Origin of the sequence: Streptomyces sp. NPDC002463 (assembly GCF_042889835.1) — a bacterium.
GTDB classification, from domain to species: domain Bacteria; phylum Actinomycetota; class Actinomycetes; order Streptomycetales; family Streptomycetaceae; genus Streptomyces; species Streptomyces nymphaeiformis.
The window spans coordinates 69,085-93,640 of sequence record NZ_JBIARL010000022.1; the positions used below are offsets into that span (position 1 = coordinate 69,085).

At 72.9% G+C, this 24,556-nt stretch carries 29 protein-coding genes; 24 read left to right on the forward strand and 5 right to left on the reverse strand.

What is annotated here, in order from left to right; all coding sequences use genetic code 11:
• Positions 1-59: 59 nt before the first annotated feature.
• The 3 genes from ACFYX3_RS33920 to ACFYX3_RS33930 are packed head-to-tail and all read right to left on the reverse strand — an operon-like array spanning position 60 to position 4,142.
• Complete coding sequence (locus ACFYX3_RS33920; RefSeq protein ID WP_389021849.1) at positions 60-1,517, reverse strand: SagB family peptide dehydrogenase; 1,458 nt, start codon at positions 1,515-1,517, stop codon at positions 60-62.
• 52 nt (positions 1,518-1,569) lie between these two features.
• Positions 1,570-3,855, reverse strand: a complete 2,286-nt coding sequence (locus ACFYX3_RS33925) for a TOMM precursor leader peptide-binding protein (protein ID WP_389021852.1) — start codon at positions 3,853-3,855, stop codon at positions 1,570-1,572.
• A complete protein-coding gene (locus ACFYX3_RS33930; protein WP_352029327.1) occupies positions 3,852-4,142 on the reverse strand; it encodes a hypothetical protein in 291 nt (96 codons plus the stop codon). Before ACFYX3_RS33930 ends, ACFYX3_RS33925 begins: the two co-directional genes overlap by 4 nt.
• A 296-nt stretch (positions 4,143-4,438) precedes the next feature.
• On the opposite strand from ACFYX3_RS33930, the gene ACFYX3_RS33935 reads away from it, so the two are divergent.
• The 14 genes from ACFYX3_RS33935 (at position 4,439) to ACFYX3_RS34000 (ending at position 15,568) form a co-directional block, all read left to right on the forward strand.
• Positions 4,439-5,989, forward strand: a complete 1,551-nt coding sequence (locus tag ACFYX3_RS33935) for an acyl-CoA carboxylase subunit beta (protein WP_376583223.1) — start codon at positions 4,439-4,441, stop codon at positions 5,987-5,989.
• Positions 5,990-6,003: 14 nt separating this feature from the next.
• Positions 6,004-6,177, forward strand: coding sequence for an acyl-CoA carboxylase epsilon subunit (locus tag ACFYX3_RS33940; protein WP_389021856.1), 174 nt, complete (start codon positions 6,004-6,006; stop codon positions 6,175-6,177).
• Positions 6,178-6,255: 78 nt separating this feature from the next.
• Complete coding sequence (locus ACFYX3_RS33945) at positions 6,256-6,513, forward strand: DUF6059 family protein (protein ID WP_389021859.1); 258 nt, start codon at positions 6,256-6,258, stop codon at positions 6,511-6,513.
• 95 nt (positions 6,514-6,608) lie between these two features.
• Entirely contained in the window at positions 6,609-8,357 is a 1,749-nt protein-coding gene (locus ACFYX3_RS33950; protein ID WP_389021861.1) for a fatty acyl-AMP ligase, read from the forward strand.
• 18 nt (positions 8,358-8,375) lie between these two features.
• Complete coding sequence (locus tag ACFYX3_RS33955) at positions 8,376-10,169, forward strand: acyl-CoA dehydrogenase family protein (protein ID WP_389021865.1); 1,794 nt, start codon at positions 8,376-8,378, stop codon at positions 10,167-10,169.
• Positions 10,166-10,486 (forward strand): acyl carrier protein, encoded by a 321-nt coding sequence (locus ACFYX3_RS33960; protein WP_382660590.1) that lies wholly within the window; start codon positions 10,166-10,168, stop codon positions 10,484-10,486. The genes ACFYX3_RS33955 and ACFYX3_RS33960 overlap by 4 nt, the downstream gene beginning before the upstream one ends.
• Positions 10,483-10,800, forward strand: coding sequence for an acyl carrier protein (locus ACFYX3_RS33965; protein WP_382660591.1), 318 nt, complete (start codon positions 10,483-10,485; stop codon positions 10,798-10,800). Before ACFYX3_RS33960 ends, ACFYX3_RS33965 begins: the two co-directional genes overlap by 4 nt.
• A 45-nt stretch (positions 10,801-10,845) precedes the next feature.
• Positions 10,846-11,703, forward strand: coding sequence for a 4'-phosphopantetheinyl transferase family protein (locus tag ACFYX3_RS33970; protein ID WP_389021869.1), 858 nt, complete (start codon positions 10,846-10,848; stop codon positions 11,701-11,703).
• 145 nt (positions 11,704-11,848) lie between these two features.
• Positions 11,849-12,679, forward strand: coding sequence for an AfsR/SARP family transcriptional regulator (locus ACFYX3_RS33975; protein WP_359517533.1), 831 nt, complete (start codon positions 11,849-11,851; stop codon positions 12,677-12,679).
• A 126-nt stretch (positions 12,680-12,805) separates the two neighbouring features.
• Positions 12,806-13,558 (forward strand): thioesterase II family protein, encoded by a 753-nt coding sequence (locus ACFYX3_RS33980; RefSeq protein ID WP_389021872.1) that lies wholly within the window; start codon positions 12,806-12,808, stop codon positions 13,556-13,558.
• A gap of 38 nt (positions 13,559-13,596) precedes the next feature.
• Positions 13,597-14,427 carry a BTAD domain-containing putative transcriptional regulator gene (locus tag ACFYX3_RS33985; protein ID WP_389021875.1) on the forward strand — a complete coding sequence of 277 codons (831 nt, stop codon included), beginning with the start codon at positions 13,597-13,599 and terminating at the stop codon, positions 14,425-14,427.
• Positions 14,428-14,467: 40 nt separating this feature from the next.
• The gene (locus ACFYX3_RS33990; protein WP_116157716.1) at positions 14,468-14,731 is read left to right on the forward strand and encodes an acyl carrier protein; all 264 of its coding nucleotides are present in this window, start codon (positions 14,468-14,470) and stop codon (positions 14,729-14,731) included.
• Entirely contained in the window at positions 14,731-15,111 is a 381-nt protein-coding gene (locus ACFYX3_RS33995) for a SchA/CurD-like domain-containing protein (protein WP_389021880.1), read from the forward strand. Before ACFYX3_RS33990 ends, ACFYX3_RS33995 begins: the two co-directional genes overlap by 1 nt.
• A 10-nt stretch (positions 15,112-15,121) precedes the next feature.
• On the forward strand, positions 15,122-15,568 hold the full coding sequence (locus ACFYX3_RS34000; RefSeq protein WP_389021883.1) for a DUF1772 domain-containing protein: 447 nt from the start codon (positions 15,122-15,124) through the stop codon (positions 15,566-15,568).
• A gap of 50 nt (positions 15,569-15,618) precedes the next feature.
• Here the strand turns inward: ACFYX3_RS34000 and ACFYX3_RS34005 are convergent, their stop codons facing one another.
• On the reverse strand, positions 15,619-15,999 hold the full coding sequence (locus ACFYX3_RS34005; protein ID WP_389021887.1) for a SchA/CurD-like domain-containing protein: 381 nt from the start codon (positions 15,997-15,999) through the stop codon (positions 15,619-15,621).
• Between the two features lie 163 nt (positions 16,000-16,162).
• Between ACFYX3_RS34005 and ACFYX3_RS34010 the strand changes: the two genes are divergently transcribed.
• The 10 genes from ACFYX3_RS34010 to ACFYX3_RS34055 all read left to right on the forward strand — a co-directional run bounded on the left by ACFYX3_RS34010 (position 16,163) and on the right by ACFYX3_RS34055 (position 22,772).
• Positions 16,163-16,498: a TcmI family type II polyketide cyclase gene (locus ACFYX3_RS34010; RefSeq protein ID WP_116157712.1), complete on the forward strand. Its 336-nt coding sequence runs from the start codon at positions 16,163-16,165 to the stop codon at positions 16,496-16,498.
• On the forward strand, positions 16,495-16,941 hold the full coding sequence (locus ACFYX3_RS34015; RefSeq protein WP_389021891.1) for a cupin domain-containing protein: 447 nt from the start codon (positions 16,495-16,497) through the stop codon (positions 16,939-16,941). The genes ACFYX3_RS34010 and ACFYX3_RS34015 overlap by 4 nt, the downstream gene beginning before the upstream one ends.
• The gene (locus ACFYX3_RS34020; RefSeq protein ID WP_389021894.1) at positions 16,938-18,227 is read left to right on the forward strand and encodes a beta-ketoacyl-[acyl-carrier-protein] synthase family protein; all 1,290 of its coding nucleotides are present in this window, start codon (positions 16,938-16,940) and stop codon (positions 18,225-18,227) included. Before ACFYX3_RS34015 ends, ACFYX3_RS34020 begins: the two co-directional genes overlap by 4 nt.
• Positions 18,228-18,229: 2 nt before the next feature.
• Positions 18,230-19,453 carry a ketosynthase chain-length factor gene (locus tag ACFYX3_RS34025; protein ID WP_376583252.1) on the forward strand — a complete coding sequence of 408 codons (1,224 nt, stop codon included), beginning with the start codon at positions 18,230-18,232 and terminating at the stop codon, positions 19,451-19,453.
• 18 nt (positions 19,454-19,471) lie between these two features.
• The gene (locus ACFYX3_RS34030; RefSeq protein WP_376583254.1) at positions 19,472-19,933 is read left to right on the forward strand and encodes an SRPBCC family protein; all 462 of its coding nucleotides are present in this window, start codon (positions 19,472-19,474) and stop codon (positions 19,931-19,933) included.
• Positions 19,930-20,391 carry an anthrone oxygenase family protein gene (locus ACFYX3_RS34035; protein WP_382660600.1) on the forward strand — a complete coding sequence of 154 codons (462 nt, stop codon included), beginning with the start codon at positions 19,930-19,932 and terminating at the stop codon, positions 20,389-20,391. The genes ACFYX3_RS34030 and ACFYX3_RS34035 overlap by 4 nt, the downstream gene beginning before the upstream one ends.
• A gap of 33 nt (positions 20,392-20,424) precedes the next feature.
• Complete coding sequence (locus ACFYX3_RS34040) at positions 20,425-21,177, forward strand: SDR family NAD(P)-dependent oxidoreductase (protein WP_389021899.1); 753 nt, start codon at positions 20,425-20,427, stop codon at positions 21,175-21,177.
• A complete protein-coding gene (locus ACFYX3_RS34045; protein WP_376583258.1) occupies positions 21,177-21,497 on the forward strand; it encodes an antibiotic biosynthesis monooxygenase family protein in 321 nt (106 codons plus the stop codon). Before ACFYX3_RS34040 ends, ACFYX3_RS34045 begins: the two co-directional genes overlap by 1 nt.
• Positions 21,490-21,798, forward strand: coding sequence for an antibiotic biosynthesis monooxygenase (locus ACFYX3_RS34050; protein ID WP_116157706.1), 309 nt, complete (start codon positions 21,490-21,492; stop codon positions 21,796-21,798). The genes ACFYX3_RS34045 and ACFYX3_RS34050 overlap by 8 nt, the downstream gene beginning before the upstream one ends.
• A 113-nt stretch (positions 21,799-21,911) precedes the next feature.
• Positions 21,912-22,772, forward strand: a complete 861-nt coding sequence (locus ACFYX3_RS34055) for an NAD(P)-dependent oxidoreductase (protein ID WP_382660602.1) — start codon at positions 21,912-21,914, stop codon at positions 22,770-22,772.
• A 28-nt stretch (positions 22,773-22,800) separates the two neighbouring features.
• Here the strand turns inward: ACFYX3_RS34055 and ACFYX3_RS34060 are convergent, their stop codons facing one another.
• The gene (locus tag ACFYX3_RS34060; RefSeq protein WP_389021906.1) at positions 22,801-24,408 is read right to left on the reverse strand and encodes an FAD-dependent monooxygenase; all 1,608 of its coding nucleotides are present in this window, start codon (positions 24,406-24,408) and stop codon (positions 22,801-22,803) included.
• Positions 24,409-24,556 lie beyond the last annotated feature (148 nt).

Here is a 24,556-nt window from a genome sequence, read left to right on the forward strand (position 1 = left end):
CGATGGTAATGCCGTCCCTTGACGTTGCAGCCAACTATGCGTGGTGTGACGGTTGTTGTTCAGTCCCTTGAGGACACTTCGCGTTCCTCCGGGAGAGTGCCGAGGATGAACTCGCCGACCGCCGACTCCTCCCGCCAGTCCAGCCCGAACGCCTCCGCCGACAGCTGGGTGGTGCCGGTGCCCAGCGCGCACGGTGCCAGACCCATGCCGGTCGCCAGCAGATACAGCGTCTGCTGCACCACGCCTGCGTGCTTCAGTGTCAACGCGTACGCGAGCCCGCTGTACTTCCAGGAGACCCGGGCGAACCTGGCCGTCAAGGTGAGCAGCAGTGCGGGCCGGGCGCTCATGCCCGTGCCGGCCTGTGCCTCGTCGAGGAGTGCGGTGGCCAGCTGTGCGCGGGCGGGCAGCCGGATCAGCGCATGGTCGAGGGGGTCGTAGTAGTAGGCGCCGGGTTCGAGGCCGGCGCATCGGCCCACGGTCAGATAGCACTCCAGCTCGTAGCGCGCGCCGCCGCTCGGGTACGGGCGGCGCTGCGGGGCGCCGGGCCCGGCGGGCTCCCGGACGCGCAGGGAGCGGTGGAGGACCTCACCGAGCTGGTGGAGCGTCAGACCGGTGGTGCCGTGGTCGCGAACCGAACGCCGCCGCTCCAGGACCTCGGTCAGGGAGGTGTCCCAGTCGGGGACGCCGGGGCCCGGCCCGGGCAGCTTGATCCGGGGCCCGCTCGGTGGCTGCTTGAGCCGGGGCGGCTCTTCCTGGCGGCCCCGCAGGGGGTAGGTGGCGCCGAAGTCGCCGTCGCGGCCGCCGGGGCGGCTGCTCCAGTGGAAGCGCAGGTCGTCGGCGGACCACGGGAGCAGCGCGGGATCGTGGTCCTCGGGGAAGACGGCGTCGTGGGGCGCCGTGGTCTGTTCCGCGACCTCCACCATGCCGGTGGCGACGAGGTGGGAGACGAGCGCTCCGACCACCGGGGCAGCCAACGGCATCCGCGCGGCGGCTCGTTCGAGGGTGACGGGCCGGCTGAGCGAGCTGATCAGCCAGCCCGCCTCGGGCCGTGCGAAGACGACGCGGAACTGCGACAGCGGCGACTCCAGCACCATGTCGTGGCCGCTGGAACGCAGCGTGGCGAACCGCGACAGCCGCATCATGTGCCCGGCCGGCACCGGCACCGGATCGAGGCGGGCGCCGGTGACCGTCGGCACCACGGACAGCAGGGGCCGCTCGCCGTCCGGCGCGCCGACGGAGCGTACGACGAGCCCGGACAGCTGCCGCAACGCCTGCAACAGGCGGAGCCGAGCGGCGAGTTCGTCGACACCGGGCACGTTCTCCAGCTGGACGGGGCCGAGCAGCATGCGGCGCAGCGTCTCGGTGAGCACCGCTCCAGGGCGCGGGATGCGCAGGTCGCCCCACCGGGAGTGCAGCACCAGGGCGGAACCCTCCGGGAGTTCCTCCAGCAGGGTCTCCTCCCGCAGTGACCACAGTTCGATCGAGGGGGTGGGCGCTGTACTTCCCAGGGGTTGCACGGGTGGCACGATCGCTCCTGCTCGGGCTCGGCGTTACGCGGCTCGGCAATGCTCAGACAAACAGCGGTATCGGGTTCAGCCCCTCGTACGGCGTCGGCTCGGGCAGTCTGCCGAGGGACACCGGGACGTCGAAGAGTCTCCCTGGGGCGAACCGGGGCCAGAAGTGCCGCAGACCGGGAACCAGGGTCCGCACCACGGGCAGGCCCAGGTCGGGACGGGTCTGATTCAGTATGCACACCTCCAACCCCTTGCTCTCGATGGTTCGGCGCAGGTTCTGGAACTCCTCGAGCACGCCTCCGACACCGCTCCATCCGTAGTCGAGCGGGGTGCGAGCGGGGACGCCGGGATCGGGGGCGAGGTAGGGCATCGCGTCCCGGGCGGCGGTGCGCCACCAGTGCAGGGCGACCTTGTCGGCACAGGCGTACCCGGTGCCGTCCGGGTGGGAGTCGAGGACCGGCGGGAGCATCTGGTTCAGTTCGGTGACCGCCCGGGAGAGGGCGATCGCCGGGTCCGGGTGGGCGCCGAAACCGAAGACGATGTCCTCGGGGGCGCCGACGCCCCGGTCGGTGCGCCGGGACAGCGCGGCGAACACCGGCACGCCGAGGTCCGAAGTGAGGTCCAACGCCCAGACCTCGCGGTGGAGTTCCCGGTGCGCCCGGAGCACCTCGGCGGTCCAGTGGTCGTCGAAGGCGGTCAGGTCGACGCCCGGCTGGCGGGTGCGGTTGTACCACCACAGGGCGACGGCGTCGCGTTCGACGAGTTCGAGGAGACCCTGCAGGGCCGCGTCCTCCAGCGAGCTGCCGGCCGCGCAGCCGTTGGAGTCCGCGCGGACCATCCGCCGGCCGGCCGCGTCGGGGGCGTGGTAGTAGAGCAGCGCGGTCGGCAACAGCACGTGCCGTTCCCGGGTGAGGGACCAGACGGGAGACCAGTCCAGCTCCGCGTCCGGGTCGAACGCCTCGGCCACCTGGTGGAACGGGTGGCCTCCGGCGTTCCACCGGGCGCGCTCGGCGATCTGTCGCTCGTGCCAGAGCTGGCATTCGGCAGGGTGTACGGCGTCCGGTCCGAGCGTGCGCAGCGAGCCCCGTACGACGGACTCGTCGCCCTGCCACCGGCCGCTGATCCGCTCCAGCGCCTCGCACAGCGCGCCGACCCGGGCGTCAAGGGCCGTCCTTCCCTTGCCCGAACTCTCCTGGCGCAGCGAGGCGTTCAGTTCCGTCATGTGGCGGGGCGTCAGGGCCAGGTTGTGTCCTGCCCGGTAGACGTTGAGCAGTTCGGGGCCGCGCCGGTCGCGGCGGATCTCCTTCACGACGCCGGTCACCGGGTCGACCAGGTGGCCGTACCGGTCCAGCATCGCCTGCGCGGACAGCGCGCGGTGGCCTCCGGAGGTGTGCACGGTGCGGTGGCGGTCGGTCAGGACGACCGGCCGGGCCGCCTGGCGGGCCATCAGGGAGGGGTCCCCGCACTCGGGGCACTGCGGGCGCCGGGTGAGCGGGTGCGACCGGCTGGTCAGGTTCAGCGTGTCGAGGGTGACCACGCGGTCGTGCTCCTCGCCGCGGTGTCCCGCCAGCCATTTGACGCACTCCAGGGCGGCGATCTGGGCGCCGAGCGCGCGGGTGGCCGGAAGCCCGGCGTGCGGCACGTCCACCGCGGCCCCGACGTGCGCCACGCGGACCGGCGCCTCGGCGCAGCGGTGGGCGCGAAGCCGGTGGGCCAGGCAGTTCCAGCAGGCGCCGGCCTCCGTGCCGGGCCGGAACACCGGGCCCACCCACAGCGTGGTGCCGCACAGCTTGGCGAGAAGCCACGGGCGGCCGTCGTCGCGGCGGGCCGCGTCCACGGCGGCCAGCCGCGGGTCGAGGTAGTCGGTACAGAGGACCAGGTCGAGGGTGGCGGGGGCGCCGGACTCGGTGACGGTGACCCCGGCGCGACGGCACGCGGCGGCCGCCCCGGAGTCGTCCAGGTCGCCGACGGTGACGATGCGCACCGTCCCGGTCCCGTCCGGGGCCTCGGTGCCGGCGAGGTCCCAGTACGCGCGGGCCGCGGGGTCCTCGGCGCCGCTCTCCTGGGGTGGGCGGTGGCCGAGCAGACCGCAGCGGGTCAGCTGCCCCACGATCTGCGCGACCTGCGCAGGGGGAACGAGGGGCGCCGCGGCCTCCAGCAGGGTGGCGAGGTCACGCGTGCCGTCCAGCAGCGGCGCGAGGGCCGCGAGATGGGGGCCGCGGACCGCGGCGACCCCGTGTTCCGACATCAGGTAGACGGCGTCCCCCGAGATCACCTCCAACCGCAGGTGGCGCTTGAAACCGATGAGCGGCGCCCCGTCGTTCCTCCTGCGCCCGGTCATATCGTCAGGGCCTCCGCGCCGCGGCCGGCGGTGTCGGTCTCGACGTCGCAGATGCTCAGGCAGGCACCGGCTGCCGGGGCGTCGGCGGGCAGCAGTTCGAAGCGGTCCACGACCACGTCGAGTTCCTCGGCCAGCGGCAGCGCGGGTGCGCTCTCCCCGGGCAGCGGCCGGATGCCCGCCTCGGCCAGCACCTGGTACGGGTTCTGCTCGTACCGGCGGCGCAGGGCCGGGTCGGTCCAGGCTCGGACGATCAGCTCTGCGAAACGCCAGTCCTTGTCGATGGACATGCTCTTCCTCCGTTGATCCGGCCGGATCCGGCCGCGAGTCGATGGACGCTGGAGCCGTGTTCAGGCAAGGAGTAAACGAAATCCGAGCGATCCTTGACCAGTGCCGCTCTCACGGGCGCTCCGTGAAAAAGTCATGGCGAGAGCCAGGAGCCCCGCACTACCGGCCGGCTCCGGCGGGTGCCAGGCTGCGCACCGCCCGTGTGCCGCCTTCGCCGGGCGCGTGTCGACCGGGTCTCCAGCCTGCTCCGAGGTGCCTCTCCCAGCGTGACCGCAGCCGTCGCGCGGAGGAGGATGCCATGACCGCAAGGGAACGGGTCGCCGAGCTGCACGAGATCCGGGAGCGGATCCTGCGGGGCCCCGATGACAAGGCCACCGAGGCTCAACACGCCAAGGGCAAGCTGACCGCGCGCGAGCGCATCGGACTGCTCCTGGACGAGGGTTCCTTCCACGAGGTCGAGCCGCTGCGCCGGCACCGTGCGCAGGGCTTCGGCCTGGAGGCGAAACGGCCCTACACCGACGGTGTGATCGTCGGATGGGGCACCGTGCACGGGCGGACGGTGTTCGTGTACGCACATGACTTCCGGATCTTCGGCGGCGCGCTCGGCGAGGCGCACGCCCAGAAGATCCACAAGATCATGGACATGGCCATCGCGGCCGGCGCGCCGCTGGTCTCCCTGAACGACGGCGCCGGCGCCCGCATCCAGGAGGGGGTCACCGCCCTCGCCGGCTACGGCGGCATCTTCCAGCGCAACAGCCGGGCCTCCGGGGTGATCCCGCAGATCTCCGTCATGCTCGGCCCGTGCGCGGGCGGCGCGGCGTACTCGCCGGCGCTGACCGACTTCGTGTTCATGGTCCGCGAGACCTCGCAGATGTTCATCACCGGCCCGGACGTCGTCAAGGCGGTCACCGGCGAGGAGATCACCCAGAACGGGCTCGGCGGCGCCGACGTCCACTCCTCGGTCTCGGGAGTGTCCCACTTCGTCCACGACGACGAGCAGTCCTGCATCGACGAGGTGCGCTATCTGCTGTCGCTGCTGCCGCAGAACAACCGGGAGGCGCCCCCGGCGCGGCCGGCCGACGACCCCGTCGAGCGCCGCAACGACGTGCTGCTCGACCTGGTGCCCGCCGAGGGCAACCGCCCGTACGACATGCGGGAGGTGATCGAGGAGATCGTCGACGACGGAGAGTACCTGGAGGTCGGCGAGCACTGGGCGACCAACGTCATCTGCGCACTCGCACGGATCGACGGCCAGGTGACCGGCCTGATCGCCAACCAGCCGCAGTCACTGGCGGGCGTGCTGGACATCGACGCCTCGGACAAGGCCGCGCGCTTCGTCCAGACCTGCGACGCGTTCAACATCCCGCTGGTGACGCTGCTTGACGTGCCGGGCTTCCTGCCGGGCGTCGACCAGGAGCACGGCGGCATCATCCGGCACGGTGCCAAACTGCTGTACGCCTACTGCGCCGCGACCGTCCCGCGCATCTCGCTGATCCTGCGCAAGGCCTACGGCGGCGCCTACATCGTGATGGACTCGCGCTCGATCGGCGCGGACCTGGCGTACGCCTGGCCGACCAACGAGATCGCCGTCATGGGAGCCGAGGGCGCGGCGAACGTGATCTTCCGGCGGGACATCGCCGCGGCGGAGAACCCCGAGTCGATGCGGGCACAGCGGATCAAGGAGTACCAGAGCGAGCTGATGCACCCGTACTACGGGGCCGAGCGCGGTCTCGTCGACGACGTCATCGACCCCGCCGAGACCCGTGCCGTACTGGCCGCCGGACTCGCCATGCTCCGCGCCAAGCACGCGGAGCTGCCCAGCCGCAAACACGGCAACCAGCCCATGTGAGGAGACGCCCGACGATGTTCGACCTCCGCATCGAACGCGGCACACCCACCGCCGAGGAACTCGCCGCACTCACCGCCGTACTGGCCGCCCTCCTCGCCGCCGCCGGCCCGCCGTGCGCACCCGCGCGCCTGCCGAGCCCGCGCCTTCCGGAGTACGAGTCTCCCCTGAGCTGGCAGCGCGCGGCCTGAGTACGACTTGAGCGCCTGGTGCGAGGCTGTTGCAGCTCCATCCGGGCCCCCACCAGCCACGTACAAGGAGGAGGAACCATGTCGCCCGCCACCGAGCGCTCCCTGGCCGGCTTCCTGCGGCAGCTTGCGATCCTCGGGGTGATGTACGGCTTCATGCCGCCCCCTTCGGTCATAGCCGAGCTGCTGAGCCCCCCGAACGAGGCACGGGTACGCCGCCCGCCCGGGGCGGACCACCCCGAGAAGGTCGTCGTCGACCGCCCGCTCAGCGAGGCCGAACTGGGGTTGTCGCGGCAACTGCGCCGGGTGCGCATGCTGTCCCGGCTGAAGGGCTGGTGAACGGAGCGGACGCGGTCCCCCCGGCTTCGAGCCGGGCTTGAGCGATGGCACACACGCTCGACCGGTGCAGGGAGACCGGACGTAGAGGAGTTGTGGTGGCCAGAGCTGCTGATTTCACCGACCTGCTGCTTCGCCGGGGCGCGGAGCTGGCGGACCGCGAGGCGTACCGTCTCACCGGGGACGGCGACGACGTCATGGTCACCTACGGCCGGCTGGACCGCACGGCGAAGGGGATCGCCTCCCGGCTCCAGCAGCACCGGCCGGGCGGGTCGCCGGTGGTGCTCTGCCACGGCGACACCGCCGGCTTCCTGCCCGCCTTCCTGGGCTGCCTGTACGCCGGGGCGATTCCCGTCCCCGCACCCGTCCCGAGCGGCACCCGGCAGTCGGTCGAACGGCTGGTCGGCATCCTCAAGGACGCCGCCGCCGCGCTCGTGCTCACCGACACCCACCATGCGCCGGCGGTCTCCCAGCTGCTCGCGGCGGCCGGCCAGTCGCACATCCCGTGCCTGGCGACCGACCGCCCGCACCTGGGGGACCCGGACACCTGGGAACGCCCCGCCGTCCCGCCCGACCAGCCGGCGTTGCTGCAGTACACCTCCGGCTCGGTCAGCCGGCCGAAGGGCGTCGTGGTCAGCCACGCCCAGCTGCTCGCCAACCAGGGGGCCATCCAGCGCGCCCTCGGCACCGGCGAGGACTCCCGGTTCGGCGGCTGGCTGCCGTTCCATCACGACATGGGCCTGATCGGCCAGTTGCTGCATCCGCTGTTCCTCGGCGCCTCGACCGTGCTGATGCCGCCGCGCGCCTTCGCCCTGCGACCGCTCCGCTGGCTGCAGATGATCGACCGGTACGGCGTCACGGTCTCCGGCGCGCCCGACTTCGCCTACCGGCTGTGCGTCGAGCGGGTCACCGATCAGCAGGCGGCCGAACTCGATCTCACGCGCTGGGAGGCGGCCGTCAGCGGCGCGGAGTCCGTCCGGGCCGACACCCTGGACGCCTTCGCCGCGCGGTTCGCCCCGGCCGGCCTGCGCCCGGAGGCCCTGCGCCCCGGATACGGCCTGGCCGAGGCCACCCTGCTGGTGGCGGTCGGCGGCACCGGCCCACGACCGGCCCGGCGTACCGTGGACGCCGCCGCCCTGGCCGCCAACCGGATCGAGCCGACCGTGCCCGGACGGCCGTCCCGCACCTTCGTGCCCGTCGGCCCGGTGATCGACGAGGTGGAGGCGCTGATCGTCCACCCGGAGACGCTGTGCCCCCTGCCGGAGGGCGAGGTCGGCGAGATCTGGCTGCGGGGGAGCAGCGTGGCCGGCGGGTACTGGAACCGCCCCCTGGAGAACGCCGAGCTCTTCCGGGCCGCACCGGCCGGGGCCGACCCGGAGGAGGACGGCTATCTGCGTACCGGCGACATGGGCTTCCTCGACGACGGCGAGCTGTTCGTCGCGGGCCGGCTCAAGGAGGTGCTGGTCGTCGCCGGGCGCAACCTCTACCCCCAGGACATCGAGCAGCAGGTGCAGAGGCTCAGTGTGCTGTTCGGATCGGGGGCCGCCTTCGCGGTGGGGGAGGAGCAGGACCAGGTCGTCGTGGTCCAGGAGGTGCGGACCAGCACGCGCGGCGGGGCTGAGGAACTGCCCGCGCTGGCCGACACCGTACGGAGCTGTGTGGCCGAGGAGTTCGGCATCGCCGTGCAGCACGTGCTGCTGGTGAGGCCCGGCACCGTACGGCGCACCACCAGCGGCAAGCTGCGGCGCACCGCGATGCGTCAGCTGTTCCTCAGCGGCCGGATCAAGCCGCTGCACGCCGTGGCCTCCGGCCCCGTGGCGACGGTCGGCCGGCCGGGTCGTCCCTGAAGGTGGGAGAGGGCAGCCGTGGGCGAGCAGGAGCAGGAGGTACGGCGACGGGTCGCCGAGCTGGAGCACGGATTCGGGAATCCCACCGACGCGGACAACCCGGTCGGCACTTCCGCGTTCGTCGCCGCCGACGCCCGCGGGAAACCCCTGGCGGCGGCCGAGCGGCTGCTCGAACGGTACGGTCTGAACGCCGAGTTCGTACCCCGTGACCTCGGCGGCCGGCTGACCGGACTCGACACCCTCGCCCGGGTGACCCGGGTGGTCTTCCGGCGTGACGCCGCCCTCGGCCTCGGCCACGGCATCACCAGCTTCCTCGCCGCGGTGGTGGTCTGGGCGGCCGGCAGCCCGGAGCAGCGGCGGACCGTGGCCCGCCTGTTGCTCACCGGGCACCATCTCGTCTCCGCGTACCCGGAGTTGGCGGCCGGCAGCAGTTTCCTGTCCAACGAGCTGACCGCCACCGCCACCGCCGGCGGCGGACCCGGCGGCTTCCGGCTCAGCGGACGCAAGGAGGCGCTCAACAACGTCGAACGGGCCGCCGCCCTGGTTCTGTTCGCCCGCACCGGTACCGGCCGGGACAGCCACTCCGCGTTGCTCGTGGAACGGGACGCGCTGCCCGCGGGCGGCGTCACCGCGCTTCCCCGGCACCGGACCTCCGGCATCCGCGGCTGCCAGGTGGCGGGGATCGAGTTCGACGACAGTCCGGTGCCGGCCGACGCGCTGGTCGGCGAGCCCGGACGCGGACTGGAACTCGTCCTGCGGATCTTCTCCGTGACGCGCGGCGTCGGCCCCTCCGCGGCCCTCGGCTGCGCGGACACCGCACTGCGCACGGCGGTCGCCTGCGCCGTGGACCGCGGCGTGGTGGGCGACGCCGCCGACGACGTCACCGGCCCGCAGCGCCTCTCGCACGCCAGGAGCACCCTGACCGGCGCCTTCGTCGACCTGCTGCTGTGCGACTGCCTGGCACTGGTGGCGACACGCGCGGTCCATCTGGTTCCGGAGGACGCAGGACTGTACGCGGCGGCCGTCAAGTACCTGCTGCCGCAACTGCTCACCGACACCTCCTACGAGCTGTCGACCCTGCTGGGCGCCGACTTCCACGCCCGGAACGGTGCGTACGCCGCCTTCCGCAAGAACGTGCGCGACCTGCCGATGATCGGCCTCGGCGCGGCCGGCTCCGCGGCCTGCCGGGCCACGGTGATCCCCCAACTGCCCCGCCTCGCCCGCACCGCGTGGTTCGCGTCCGCCGCCGTGCCCGTGGACGGCCTGTTCCGGCTGGAGGCCGACGGGCTGCCCCCGCTGGATCTCGGCCGGCTCAGCCCGGCGGCCGACGGCGACCCGCTGGCCGCCTCACTGGCGCTCGCCGCCGACGCCCCAGGCCCCGAAAGCGACCGGCCCGCCGAACTCGTCCGGCTGCTCGCGGGGGAACTCGCCCTGCTCCGGGACGGCTGCGCGGGACTCGACCGGGACGGCCGCTCCGCGCTCGGCGACCCGCGCGGCCACGCCCTGGCCGAGCGCTACGCGCTGATCCTGGTCGGCGCCGCCTGCCTGGGCGTCTGGCGCCACCAGCGGTCGGCGGGCAGCGGTTTCCTGGCCCGTCCGGAGTGGCTGGAGGCGGCTCTCACCCGGGTGCTGCGGCGCCTCGGCACCGCCCTGCCGAAGGCCACCCCCGACCACGAGGAGCCGCTGCTCGCCGAGGTGCTGGCGAGGTACCGCGAGCACCGCAGCTACGACCTCTACGACACGCCCCTGGCCGGTTCCCCCGGCGCACCCGGAGCGGAGCGAGAGGCACGAGAGGAAAGGGAAGACCGATGACCCACCGGACGTGGCACCGGCGGCACCTGGTGCTCACCGCGCTGGACGGTACCGAGTACGAACTGCACGCATGGCTGGGGGCGCGGCTCCGGGCGGGCGCGCCGCCCGGAATCCGCGGGGACGACGCCGGCCGGCCGCTGCTCGACTTCGGAATGGACTCCGTGCGGCTGCTCGGCCTGATCGGCGCGCTCGACGAGGTCTTCGGTCTGGAGCTGGAGCCCGACGAGATCTACGCGTCGGAGACGGTGGGGGGCCTGGCCGCATACCTCGCGGACCGGGCGACCGCCGCGGGCCGCGACGGGCGGGCCGCGTCATGACGGTCGGCACGGTCACCGCCGGCACGGTCGCACCGAGGCTGCGCCTCGCCCTGCTCGGCGTCAGCGGAATGACACCGGACCTGCTCGACGGCGACGCGCCCGAGGAGTACGACGGCGCTCTGGACGAGGAGCTCCAGCTGGTGGACGACCTCGACTTCGACTCCGTGATGCTGCTGGAACTCAAGTGCCAGCTGGAGCAGCGGTTCCCCGAACTGGGCGAACTGTCGATGCCGGAGATCCTGCCCGAGCTGCGTACCGTCGGCTCGATCCTCGGACTCCTCACCCGGCGGCTCGCCGCGGTCGGGGCGGTCTGAATGCTCTCCTCACCGGACCCGGGGACCGACCCGCGGATCCTGCGTGTGTTCGACCGTCCGATCCAGGTACGCGGACCGGACGGTCCCTGGGCGGAGGTGCGCGAGGCGATCTCCCGGCACGGCAGCGCGCTGGTGCACGCCCGGCTGGACGACTGGCTGCCCGCCGACCTCGGCGACCCCGGCCTGTCCGAGCAGCTCGGGCAGGACCACGCCCGTTTCCGGCGCATGCGGCACCCCATGGTGAAGGCCCGGTTCGTGGCCTCCCGGCTGATGCTCAAACACACCGCCGGAGCGGTGGTGGGCGAGCCGCCAGGGGCGCTGGAACTGGCCTACAAGCTGGGCGGACGCCCGTACCTGCGCGGTCACGAGCAGCTCGACATCAGCCTGACGCACACCGCCGACCTGATCGTGGTCGGGCTCACCCGGCGGGGCTGGATCGGGGTCGACGCCGAGCTGAACGACCGCCGGATGACAGGCCTCGGCACCGAGGCCCAGATGTGCACCCCGCACGAGCTGGCCGAGCTGGCGAAGCTCCCCGAGGACGCGCGGAACAGCGCCCTCGTCCGGTTGTGGACCCTGAAGGAGGCGTACAGCAAGGCGATCGGCCAGGGCATGCGGTTCCGCTTCACCGAGTTCGGCTTCGGGCCGCAGGACCGTCACGCACGGGAGGTACTGCTCCCGGACGGCTCGCCCGGCACCGGCGAGGAGTGGAGTTTCCACACATGCGGGGTGCGGGGGCGCTACACGATCAGCGTCGCCCTGTACGACGCCGGATTCGGCGAAAGCGGCGACGGTCTCGACGCCCTGCGCGTGTCCGGTGGGCTGCTGGCGGAATTGTTGACAGGACCATCATCCGGCGGTCGGCCGGAATCAGCCAGTGCGGAGTTCACGCCCGCCACATGAAGATCTCACCTCCGCCCGCAGACGCACACTCCTGTCCGACTCCTGAAGATCTCACTGTTCCCGGCACGCTCCCCGTGCCACGATCCGGAATGACCGGACGCACCCGCAGCCCGGCAATCCGCGGAAAGAGACGGGGGAGCCACGAATGGAAATTCAGGTGCTGGGCCCACTGACCGCTGCCGTGTCCGGAGGGTCCATCGTCCCGACGGCCGCCAAGCCGCGCCAGATCCTCGCGCTGCTCGCGCTGAACGCCAACCGGGTCGTGTCGGTGGCGCAGTTGATGGAGGAGCTGTGGGGTTCGGACCTGCCCCGCAGCGCCGCCACCACGCTGCAGACCTACATCCTCCAGCTGCGCCGCATGCTGCGTGCCGCCGCCGCCCGCAGCGGGCTGCCCGGTGGCGCCGAGCACGTGCTGGCCACCCGGCACGGCGGATACGTGCTGGAGGTGGCACCCTCCGCGGTCGACGCGAACGAGTTCGACCGGCTGACCGCCGCAGGCCACGCCGCGTTCGGCGCGGGCGACATGGAGCACGCCTCCGCCCTGCTCGGCGCGGCCTCCGCGCTGTGGCGCGGCTCGGTCCTGGTCGACGTACGGCACGGATCCCAGCTGCGGATCGAGGCCACCCGCCTGGAGGAGTCCCGGATCGGGGTGCTGGAACGGCGGATCCGCGCCGACCTGCGGCTCGGCAGGCACCACGAGGTGATCGGCGAACTGTCCGCGCTGACCGGACACCACCCGCTGGACGAGGCGCTCCACGCGCACCTGATCGTCGCGCTGTACCGGGCCGGCCGCGCACCCCGGGCGCTCGGGGTGTACCGGCAGTTGCGTGAGACGCTGATCGAGGAGATCGGCCTGGAGCCGTCCGCCGTGCTCCAGCACCTCCAGCGGGCCATCCTGCGCGGCGAGTCGGTCGACGACTACGGCCTGGAGGGCACGGCGCCCGCCATGCCGGCCCGGGGCAGCCTCGCCGGGTGAGACGCCCCGTACGCCGAAGACCCCTTCGATCGCTTCTCCAGTTCATGTCCAGTGACCTTCCAGAGTCCTTGGCCACCATCGTCGGGCACTGCCTCCCGGTGGTGCCGACGGGGCGAAGGAGGCCGCGTGAACCGGTATTTCGCAGCCAGACCGCGGGACGGGGCGCCACTTCGGCTGTTCTGCTTCCACCACGCCGGGGCCGGGGCGATGGCCTTCGCCGGCTGGGCCGGCCGGATCGGCCCGCAGGTCTCGGTGGTACCGGTCCGGCTGCCGGGCCGGGAGAGCCGGCTCGGCGAAGCCCGGATCACCGATGTCGCCTCGCTCTTCGACGAGTTCGACGAGCACCTCGGCCCGCTCCTCGAACAGGGCCCGTACGCCTTCTACGGCCACAGCCTGGGCGCCCTGGTCGCCTACCGTTTCGCCGAGCACCGGATCGGCTCCGGACGACAGGCGCCCGTCGGCGTGGTGGTCGGCGCCTGCATGCCGCCCGACCTGCCCAATCCGCTGATCGGGGCCGGCCACCTGGACGACGAGGCGCTGCTGGCCCTGCTGTCGTCCTTCGGCGGGGTGCCCGAGGAACTCCTCGCACGCCCCAAGTGGCTGCGCGAGATGCTTGCCACCACCCGTGCCGACCTCAGCCTCGGCCGGGCGCTGCGCGAGGGGGCCCGCAACCCGTTGCCGTGCCCGATCTGGGCGTTCGCCGGGAAGAGTGACCGAGTCGCCACCCCGGGCGCCGTCGCCCAGTGGGAGCGCTGGACCACCTCGTCCTTCCGCTTCCGCACCCTGGCCGGCGGCCACTTCTTCGTCCGCGACGACGAACTTCCCCGCGTGTTGGGCGAGTTGCTCGCCGAGGAGCAGCTGTTCGCCGCCGTCGACTGACCCCGGCACCACCGCGAACCTCGAAAGGAGAAGGCGATATGGATATCGGCCTGCTCGGCCCGCTCCGGGTCGACCAGTCGGGGGTGTCCGTCGTGCCGACGGCCGCCAAGCCGCGCAAGGTGCTGGCCCTGCTGGCCTGCCGGGCGGACCGGCTGGTGTCCGTGGAGTCACTGATCGAGGAGGTCTGGGGCGAGGACCCGCCGCGCAGCGTCCAGACCACCCTGCAGACGTACGTGCTGCAGCTGCGCGGCTGCATCTCCGCCGCGCTGGACGGGCAGCTGCCCGCCGATCTGCCGCTCGGCTCCAAGAGCGTGCTGGTCACCGAGCCCGGCGGCTATCTGCTCGACACCCAGGGCGGCACGCTGGACAGCGCCGAGTTCGACCGGCTCGCCCGGCGCGGACACTGCGCGATGGAGACGGGTGACTGTGTGACCGCCTCCGCCGTCTTCCGGCAGGCGCTGGCGCTGTCACGCGGGCCCGCCCTGGTCGACGTGCAGTGCGGCCCGCTGCTTGAGGCCGAGGCGCGCGCCCTTGAGGAGTCCCGGCTGAGCATCCTCGGCCGGCGCATCGAGGCCGACCTGCGGCTCGGGCGCCATCACGAACTGCTCGGCGAACTGGCGGGACTCTGCGCCCAGTACCCCCTGCACGAGGGCCTCCAGGCGCAGCTGATGATCGCCCTGTACCGGGCCGGACGCCGCAGCACCGCCCTGGAGACCTACCAGCGCCTGCGCACCCTGCTCAGCCGCGAGCTCGGACTCGATCCCTCCCCCGAACTGCGCGAGTTGCAGAGCGCCCTGCTGGAGGCCGACCCGGCCCTCGCCGCGCCACCGCAGAGCGTCGCCTCCGCCCGGCTGCTGCGGGCCATCTGAGCTTTCGCCCGATCCCGTCCATCCCTCAGGAAGGTGCCCGATGAGCACGTTCACCCTGCCCGAGCTGATTGCGAAGCTGCGCGAGTGCGCCGGCGACAGCGACACCTACGACCTCGACACCGACGACGTCATCGACGTCCCGTTCCTCGAGCTCGGCTACGACTCCCTCGCCCTGCTTCAGGTCACCGGTGTCCTCGACCGGGAGCTCGGGATCGAACTGTCCGACGACGAGGTGGCTGCCGTCGAGACCCCCCGGCTGTTCCTCGGCCTCATCAACGACACTCTCGGTCTGCGAGCCGCGTGATGCCGTACGCAGCGATCACCTACCGGGTCAAGCCCGGCCACGAGGACGAGATAGCCGCGGTCTTCGCGGACTTCCAGCGGGTCGACACCCCCGACTACACGGCCGAGGACGGCGGTTCCGCCGGGCGGCTGCTCGGCACCGGCGTGTTCGTCAAGGACGACGTCCTCGTCCGGGTCATTCACTACGAGGGCGATTTCGCCGAGATCGGCCGGCACATGGCGGCCCAGCGCGGAGTGCACGTGCTGGAGGAGCGGCTGGCCCCGTACCTCGCCGAGGAGCGGGACACCACCACCGCCGAGGGCTTCGCGGCGTACTTCCGTGACGCCGTCATGCGGCCCATCGCCCAGCTCACCGTGGACACCCATCCGACCCGGCGCTGAGGGACGGCCCATGACCACGGTACTGGGCGTGCTGGCGCTGCTCGGCAGCGGCGTCACCGCCGGAGTGCTGTTCGCCGTCGCGCTGAGCGTTCTCCCCGCGCTCTTCGCGATGCCGGCCGGCACCTACGTCTACGCGCACCAGCTGCTGGGCCGGAACTGGGACCCGACCATGCCGGTCATCGTCCTCGGTTCGACGCTGGCGGACATCCTGTGGGCGGTGTCCGGCGACGGGGGAGTGCCGGCCGCGGCGGCGGCCGCCCTGCTGCTCGGGGTCTCCGCCGTGTCCCACCTGTGCAACGTCCCGATCAACCGCCGGGTCAAGGCCGTCACCGACCCGGAACGGCTGCCCGCCGACTGGACGGACCCGCGCCCGCTGTGGCGGCGATGGCACCTGCTGCGCTGCGCCCTCGCGGTGGTGGCGCTCGCCCTCAACAGCGTGGCGGCACTGCAGGGTTGACGGATCGGGCCGGCCCCCGGGGAGGGGGCCGGCCCGATCCGCGCGTACGGTCAGGAAGCCGCGGGCACGTCCCGTACCGAGATCTGTGCCACCGTGCGCAGCAGGCTGCGCCGGAAGGTCGCGACGAACCCCTCGACGGTGTCGGTGTCCCGGGGCCGGGTCAGGTACGGCTTCAGCTTCCGTTCCACCTCGCGCACCCCCGGCTGGGACGCCATGTGACGCGCCACCGCGTCCAGGTCGCCCTCGTACTCGATGACCCGCACCAGGGTGTCGTCCCGGAGGAAGACGGCCGTGGCGAGGATGCGGCCGGCGTCCTGCCCGCCCGCGTCGCGCACCCGGTCGGACGCCACGCGGCGGAAGCTGCCGAAGATCTCGGTGAGTTCGGCCTCGCAGCCGGGCTTGATGTCGTAGGTGATGGCGGCGAATGGCATGGGCTCGCTCCACAGGTCGGCACACGGGACGCCACGATGCCAGCACCCGTGACTCGCGTTCGCCTCAAGTCCCTTGCCTGGACGCGCACTTGAGCCAGTCTCCAGGTTGCCCGGGGACAGTCTGGCGTGTCGGTGTCGGCACCCCATCCCCAGGAGGACAGCAGTGCACCGCACCCTGATCGTCGCCCGGCTGAAGCCGGGCAAGGCCGATGACATCGCGAGCATCTTCGGTGACTCCGACGCGACCGAGCTGCCCCACCTGGTCGGCGTCTCCCGGCGCACCCTGTTCCGCTTCCACGACCTGTACTTCCACCTGGTCGAGGCCGATCAGGACATCTCGCCGGACCTCTACAAGGCCCGCAGCCACCCGCTCTACCAGGACATCAACAACCGGCTGGCGGCCTGCGTGAGCCCGTACGACCCGGACTGGAAGGAACCCAAGGACGCCATGGCGAGCCCGTTCTACGTGTGGACCAAGGATGAGGGGCGGCTCCAGTGACCGACACCGACCACACCGCCGGCACCCGTACGGTGAAGGTCTCCGCCGGACAGGTCGAGGCCAACACCAGGCGCGGCGGCGACATGCGGGTGACCCTCAGCCCGAAGACCGTCGGCTGCACCTCCGGCTTCGGCGGCACTCTCACCCTGCTGCCAGGTGACCACGTCACCGAGCACTACCACCCGTACTCCGAGGAGTTCCTCCACGTCACCACCGGTGAACTGGAGATGACCCTGGACGGCCGACCGGTACGGCTGACGGCCGGGGACTCCCTGCTCGTCCCGATCGGCGTGCGCCACCGCCTGGTGAACACCGGAACCGAGACGGCCGGCTGCGTCTTCCACCTGTCCCCGCTGGCGCCGCGCCCCGAGCTCGGGCACGTCGACACCGAAGCCGTCCGGAACCCGGAGGCGGCCAACCCCCGGGTGGGTGGCGGCACGTGAGCGCCGGCGGTGAGCGTCGCGCGGTGATCACCGGCATCGGCGTGGTGGCGCCCGGCGGCGTCGGCAGGGAGGCGTTCTGGCAGCTGCTCACCGAGGGCCGGACAGCGACCCGCCGGCTCAGCCTCTTCGACCCCGCCGAGTTCCGCTCCCAGGTCGCCGCCGAGGTGGACTTCGACCCGGCCGGCGCCGGTCTGACCGCCAGGGAGATCCGGCGCATGGACCGCGCCGCCCAGTTCGCCGTGGTGTCCGCCCGCGAGGCCATCGCCGACAGCGGACTCGACCTGGCCGCCGTGCGCCCCGAGCGGATCGCGGTCGGCCTCGGCAGCGCCGTCGGCTGCACCATGGGCCTGGAGGAGGAGTACACCGTCCTCAGCGACCAGGGCCGGAACTGGCTGGTCGACCACGAGTACGGCGTCCCGCACCTGTACGGCTACATGGTGCCCTCCACGCTCGCGGTCGAGGTGGCCTGGGCCGCCGGCGCGGAGGGCCCGGTCTCCCTCGTCTCCACCGGCTGCACCTCCGGCATCGACGCCGTGGCGCACGCCGTCCAGCTGATCGAGGAGGGCAGCGCCGACGTGGCGCTGGCCGGTGCCACCGACGCGCCGATCTCCCCGATCAGCGCGGCCTGCTTCGACGCGATCCGGGCCACCACCGCCCGCAACGAGGACCCGGAGCACGCCTCCCGGCCGTTCGACCGTGACCGCGCCGGGTTCGTGCTCGGCGAGGGCTCCGCCGTCCTGGTGCTGGAGGAGAAGACGGCCGCCGAGGCGCGTGGCGCCCATGTCTACGGCGAGATCGTCGGCAGCGCCGGGCGCAGCAACGCGCACCACATGACCGGCCTGAAGCCGGACGGCCGCGAGATGGCGGAGGCCATCGGCATCGCCCTCGACCAGGCCCGCCTGGATCCGACGGCGGTCGGCTACGTCAACGCCCACGGCTCCGGCACCAAGCAGAACGACCGGCACGAGACCGCCGCCTTCAAGCGGGCCCTCGGGGACCACGCGTATCGCGTCCCGGTCAGCTCGATCAAATCGATGATCGGGCACTCGCTGGGCGCCATCGGATCCATCGAGGTGGCCGCCTGCGCGCTCGTGCTGGACCGGCAGGTGGTACCGCCGACCGCCAACCTGGAGAACCCCGACCCGACGTGCGACCTGGACTATGTCCCGCGAACCGCCCGCGAGCACCGCACCGACGTGGTGCTGACGGTCGGCAGCGGCTTCGGCGGGTTCCAGAGCGCGATGGTCCTGGCGCGGCCCGGGGCGGTCGCCCACGGGAGGAGCTGACCATGTCCACCGAGCACCGCCCGCCGGTGATCACCGGCATCGGCGTCACCGCGCCGACCGGGCTCGGCGTGGAGGCCCACTGGGCCGCCGTGCTGGCAGGCAAGTCCGGCATCGACCGGATCAGCCGGTTCGACCCCACGCCCTACCCGGTGCGGCTCGCCGGCCAGGTGAGCGGTTTCAGCGCCGCCGACTCGGTGCCCAGCCGGGTCGCCCGCGAGACCGACCACTGGACCCACCTCGCCCTCGCCGCCGCCGAGGCAGCCCTGACCGACGCCGGGGCCGACCCCGCCACGCTGCCCGAGTACGAGATGGCCGTGGTCACCGCCAGCTCGTCCGGCGGCACCGAGTTCGGCCAGCACGAGATGGAGGCGCTCTACCAGCACGCGCCCGCGTGGGTCGGCGCCTACCAGTCCATCGCCTGGTTCTACGCCGCGACCACCGGACAGCTGTCCATCCGGCACAAGATGCGCGGCCCGTGCGGCGTGCTCTGCGGCGAGCAGGCCGGCGGACTCGACGCCATCGGCCAGGCCCGCCGGCTCACCCGGCGCGGCGCCCGGCTGGTGCTCACCGGCGGCACCGACGCCTCCCTGTGCCCGTACGGACTGAGCGCGCAGCTGTCCACCGGCAGGCTCTCCACCGTCGTCGACCCGGCCCGCGCCTACCTGCCGTTCGACCGCTCGGCCGCCGGCTACCTGCCCGGCGAGGGCGGCGCGATCCTGGTCCTGGAGAGCGACTCCGGAGCCACCGAACGGGGTGCCGGACAGCGGTACGGCACCGTGCTCGGCTACGCCGCCGGCTTCGACCCGGCCCCCGGCTCCGACCGGCCCCCCGCGCTGCGGCGCACCATCGAGGCGGCTCTCGCGGACGCCGGACTGAGCCCCGGTGACATCGACGTCGTCTTCGCCGACGGCGCCGGCACGCCCGCCGAGGACCTCGCCGAGGCCCGGGCGATCAGCGCGGTGTTCGGCCCGGGAGCCGTACCCGTCACGGCGCCCAAGGTGCTCACCGGCCGGCTGTACGGCGGCGGCGCGCCGCTGGACGTGGTCACCGCGCTGCTCGCGCTGCGCGACGGCGTCGTCCCGCACACCGCCGGCGTCGAGCAGCTCGCCCCCGGCTGCGACCTCGACCTGGTCACCGACGAACCCCGCACCACCCCGCTGCGCCGTGCCCTGGTCCTGGCCCGCGGCCACGGCGGCTTCAACTCAGCTGTCGTCCTCGGACGTTGACGAAAGGTTGGCGCACCCATGGCAGGCCACACCGACAACTCGATCCTCATCGACGCACCGCTGGAGACCGTCTGGGAGATCACCAACGACCTGGAGAACTGGCCGAACCTGTTCAGCGAGTACGCCGCCGCCGAGGTACTGGAGCGCGACGGCGACACCGTCACCTTCCGGCTCACCATGCACCCCGACGAGAACGGCACCGTGTGGAGCTGGGTCTCGCGCCGCACCCCCGACCCGAAGAGCCGCACGGTCGAGGCGTACCGGGTGGAGACCGGCCCGTTCGAGTTCATGGACATCCGCTGGGAGTACACCGTCGAGGACGGCGCGGTGCGGATGCGCTGGATCCAGGACTTCCACATGAAGCCGCAGGCCCCCGCGGACGACGCGGGCATGACGGAGCACCTCAACCGCAACACCGCCGTCCAGATGAAGCTGATCAAGGACAAGATCGAGGCCGCCGCCCGCCGTGAGCCGCGGTGACCGCCGTCCTCGCACCCCTGGTGGTGCTCCTCAGCGGTCTGGGCGCCGGGGTCCTGCTCGGCACCCAGCTCGGCGGCTGGCCCCTGCTCGCCGCTCTGCCGCCCGACCGCTACGTCCACGCGCACGCCTTCTTCGCCACCCGCTACGACCCGGCGATGCCGATCTGCCTGCTGGGCACGCTCGTCGGCGACCTGGTGCTGGCCGTCGGCGGCCAGCAGCCCGCGGCCCGGCTGCTGTACCTGGCCGCCGCGCTGCTCGCCGCCGCCACCGTCACCATCTCGCTCGTCAAGAACGTCCCCATCAACCGGTGGATCCAGGGCGTCGACCCCGGCCGGCTCCCGGAGAACTTCGACGAGGTCGACCCGCGCCCCGTCTGGGGCCCCTGGAACCGGCGGCGCAGCGCGCTCGCCATCCTCGCCTTCGCCGCCAACTGCGGCGCACTGTCCGTCCTGCTCTGACGCACCCACCGCCCAGCCTCACGGAGGAAGACCATGAACCTGGCCCTGGAGGGCAAGAAGGCCCTCGTCACCGGCGGCACCCGAGGCGTCGGCCGGGGCATCGTGCTCGCGCTGGCCCGGGCCGGCGTCGACGTGGTGACCTGCTACCGGCAGCCCAGCGACCACGTCGGTTCGCTGGAACGAGAGCTGAAGGAGATCGGCGGCGACCATCACGTCCTGCGGGCCGACCTCAGCAGGCCGGAGGAGGCCGCCTCCCTGGTCGAGCGGGCCGGAGCGGCGTACGGCCGCCTCGACCTGATCGTCAACAACGCGGGCACGATCAGCCACGTCCCCTACGCCGACCTGCCGGTGGAGGAGTTCCAGCGGATCTTCACCACCAATGTCACCGCCGCCCACCTCGTGATCCAGCACGCCCTTCCGCTGCTGCACGAGGGCTCGTCCGTCGTCAGCATCGGCTCCAAGGCGGTGGAGGCCGGCATCCCGCTGCGCTCGCACTACACCGCCACGAAGGCGGCCCTGGTCGGCCTCAGCAGGTCGCTGGCCAAGGAGTTCGGCGCGAAGGGCATACGGTTCAACGTCGTCGCCCTCGGCGTGGTGGAGACCGAGAACCTGCACCAACTCCCCGAGGACCAGCAGAAGCTGATGGTCGAGCGCTACAGCGCCAAGACCGCACTGGGCCGGCTCGGCACCCCGGACGAGGTGGCCGGCGCCATCCTCTGGCTCGCCAGCGACCTGTCCCGGTACGTCACCGGGTCCACCGTCAGCGTCGACGGGGGGATCTCCTGATGACGTTCCGGGTCACCCTGCGGATGGAGCTCAAGCCCGGCGCCGAGCACGCCTTCGTCGAGGAGTGGCACCGCGGCACCGACGCGGTCACCGGCCACCCGGCCAACCTCGGGCAGTGGCTGTGCAAGGACGCCGGCGCGGACGGCGTCTACTGGATCATCAGCGACTGGCTGGACGAGCCGCGCTTCCGCGCCTTCGAGAACAGCCCCGCCCACCTGGAACACCGGGCCAGGCTGCACCCCTACCGCAGCGGCGGCTCGTTCCACACCATGGAGGTCACCGCCCACATCCCCGGACCGGCGGCGAGCGCCGATGCCTGAGGTGCGGGTGCTGGTGTACCAGTTCGCGCGCGACGACGCCGAACTCGCCGCCGTACGCGCCGCCTACCACCAGGTCAGCGAACGGCTCGCCAAGGTGCCCGGGATGCTCGGCAACGAACTGCTCCTCCGGCTCCACGACCCCGGCTCGCTGGTGGTGGTCAGCCGCTGGGCGAGCACGACCGCCTTCCAGGACTGGGAGGCCGGTCCGGAACACCGCGACGACACGGCGCCGCTGCGCCCCTACCGGGACACCCGCACCGGCACGCCGTTCGCGGTCTACGAGGTCGACGCGGCCTACTGAACCACCCGCACCCCGCGACCGCTGTCCCCGGCGCCCTCCCCCCGGCGCCGGGGACAGCCCCCTGTCGCGGCAACCCCCTCCCCCCCCCAAGGAACACGAAGGAAGGCGGCACGATGAGCCCCACCACTCTGGCCTTCATCGGACTCGGCAGCATGGGCGGCGGCATGGCACACCGCCTGCTCGGGGCCGGGTACCGGCTGACCGTCCACAACAGGACCGCGGACAAGGCCGCACCGCTCCTCGCCCAGGGCGCCGTGGCCGCGGGCTCGCCGGCCGAGGCCGTGGCAGGCGTCCGCACCGTGCTGCTCAGCCTCAGCGACGAGGCCGCCGTCGAGAAGGTGCTGTTCGGCGAGGTGGTCCCCGCGCTGGAGCCCGGCAGCACGGTCATCGACACCTCCACCGTCTCCCCGGAGTACGCCCGGCACAGCGCGACCCGGCTCGCCGAGGCCGGGCTGCGCCGGGTAGAGGCGTGCGTCGTCGGCAACCCGCTCCAGGCCCGGGAGGGCCGGCTGCGGGTCTTCGTCTCCGGCGACGACGCCGACATCGAGGCGGTGCGGCCCGTCCTGGAGACCATCGGCTCCGAGGTCGTGCCGCTCGGCGCGCCGGGCGCCGCCGCCACCGCCAAGCTGATCCTCAACCTGCTGCTCGGCGCCCAGGTCGCCGCGCTCGCCGAGGCCGTGACGTACGGCCAGCGGGCCGGCCTCGACCGGGACCGGCTGCTCGCGACCATCGCCGGGAGCGGGTTCAGCTCCGAGGTCCTGCGGTTCCGCGCCGAGCTGATGCGCAAGGGCAGCTACCGGCCGGCCTTCTTCCGCTCCGCGCTGATGGAGAAGGACCTGCGCCTCGCCGTCACCGACGCGGCGCGGACCGGTGTCGCGATGCCCGTGCTCGACACCGTACGGGCCCGCTTCGCCACCGTCGTCGAGGCCGGGGACGGCGACCGTGACGCCGCGGTACTGATCGAGCACACCTGAGCCGGACCGCCGGACCGCCGGGGCGGCGTCAGCGGCCGAGCATCCGGGCGAGGGCGGCGTGCAGGGCGTCCTCGGCGTCGTCCGGTGTCCCGGCGGACCGCCAGGCCACCACCCCGTCCGGGCGGACCAGCACCGCCCCCGCGTCCGTCGTGCCGTACGCCTTCGCCCACTCGCCGTCCGGGGCCCCGTACGCCCCGTCGCCGCCGATGCCGTGCACCTGGAGCGGCACGCCGAGGCGCCGCGCCGCCGCCTCGGCCGCCGCCGGCCACGGTCCCGGCCGGGAACCCGTCAGCAGCACCGGGCCGTCCCCGAACAGGTCCAGGGTCGAGCACTCCGTACCGTCGCGCAGCAACGGCACGTGGGGGGCCCGGGTCCCCGGCAGGCCGCGAGGATCGGTCACCCAGACGTCGCCGCCCACCGTGTGGCGCCAGCCGAACCACACGGTGGTGTCGTCCACGAGACCGGGCGGCAGCGCCCGCCGTGCCCCGCGCTCACCGTGGCGCGGCCGGTCCCGCTGGCGCAGCACCGCCTGCCGTACGGTGGCCGCACCGAGCGGCCGGCGTTCGGCTTCGTAACTGTCGAGCAGACCGGGGGAGGCCTGCCCGGCGAGCACCGCGGCCAGCTTCCACGCCAGGTTGTGGGCGTCCTGGACACCGGAGTTCGAGCCGAAGGCCCCGCTCGGCGGCATCACGTGGGCGGCGTCGCCCGCGAGGAAGACCCGGCCGGCACGGAACCGGCGCGCCACCTTGGCGGCGGCCTCCCACGGAACGGCGCCCAGCACCCGCACGGCGAGATCCGGCACGCCCGAGGCGGCCCGCACCAGCTCGGCGCACCGCTCGGGCGGGAAGGCGGCGAGCACCTCCTCGGGCGTGCCGGGGTCGTCGGGGCCGAGGATGACGTCCAGCCGCCATTCGCTCGCGTTGTCCAGCGGGATCAGCGCCCCGCGCACCCGGTCGTTGAACGTGTAGCACATGACGAACCGCCGCTCGCCGAGCTCCTCCGCGAGATCGGCGCGAAAGTGGATCGCCAGGAACCGGCCAAGACCGCCCGTGCCGTCGAACGGGATGCCCAGCCGGCGGCGCAGCCCGCTGCGGGCGCCGTCGGCAGCGACCAGATAGCGCGTCCGCAGCCGGCTCGTCGTACCGTCCGCGCCGTCGCGCACCAGAGCCGTCACGCCGTCGGCGTCCTGCGCGCACGACACCAGCTCGCTGCCGAAGCGGAACTCGGCCCCGGCCCGTTCGGCGGCCCGGCGCAGCACGTCCTCCAGCTCGTTCTGATGGCACAGACACCAGCTCGTGGGCGACAGCGCGCCGAGATCGGAGGAGACCTCGCGGTAGTACTCCTCCTGGAACGAGCCCAGTTCCGGCCCGGCCAGCGACCTCGCGAGCCGCAGACCGCTGTTGCGGGCCAGCGCCCGCGCGGACGGCAGCGCGCGCAGCTCGTCCTCGAGCCCGGCGGCGCGCAGCAGCTCCATCGAGCGCGGGTTGACGCCCCGGGTACGCGGGTGGGCGGACAGCCCCGCGCGTTGCTCGAGGACCAGGCAGGCCACGTCGCGCCTCGCGAGGAAGAGCGCCGTCGACAGCCCGACCAGGCTGCCTCCGACGACCAGTACGGGAACCTGCGGCTGCTCGGTCATCCGGATCTCCTCTGCCGGGGACGTCGGAGGCCCGAGGATCGGCGCAGGGCGTCGAGGACGGCTCAAGAGGGGCCCCATCGAGCGCGATTCGAGTCGGGACGGGCAGCCTGGCACCGCAGGCGACCGGCCGGATCCGCCCGAAGGGCGG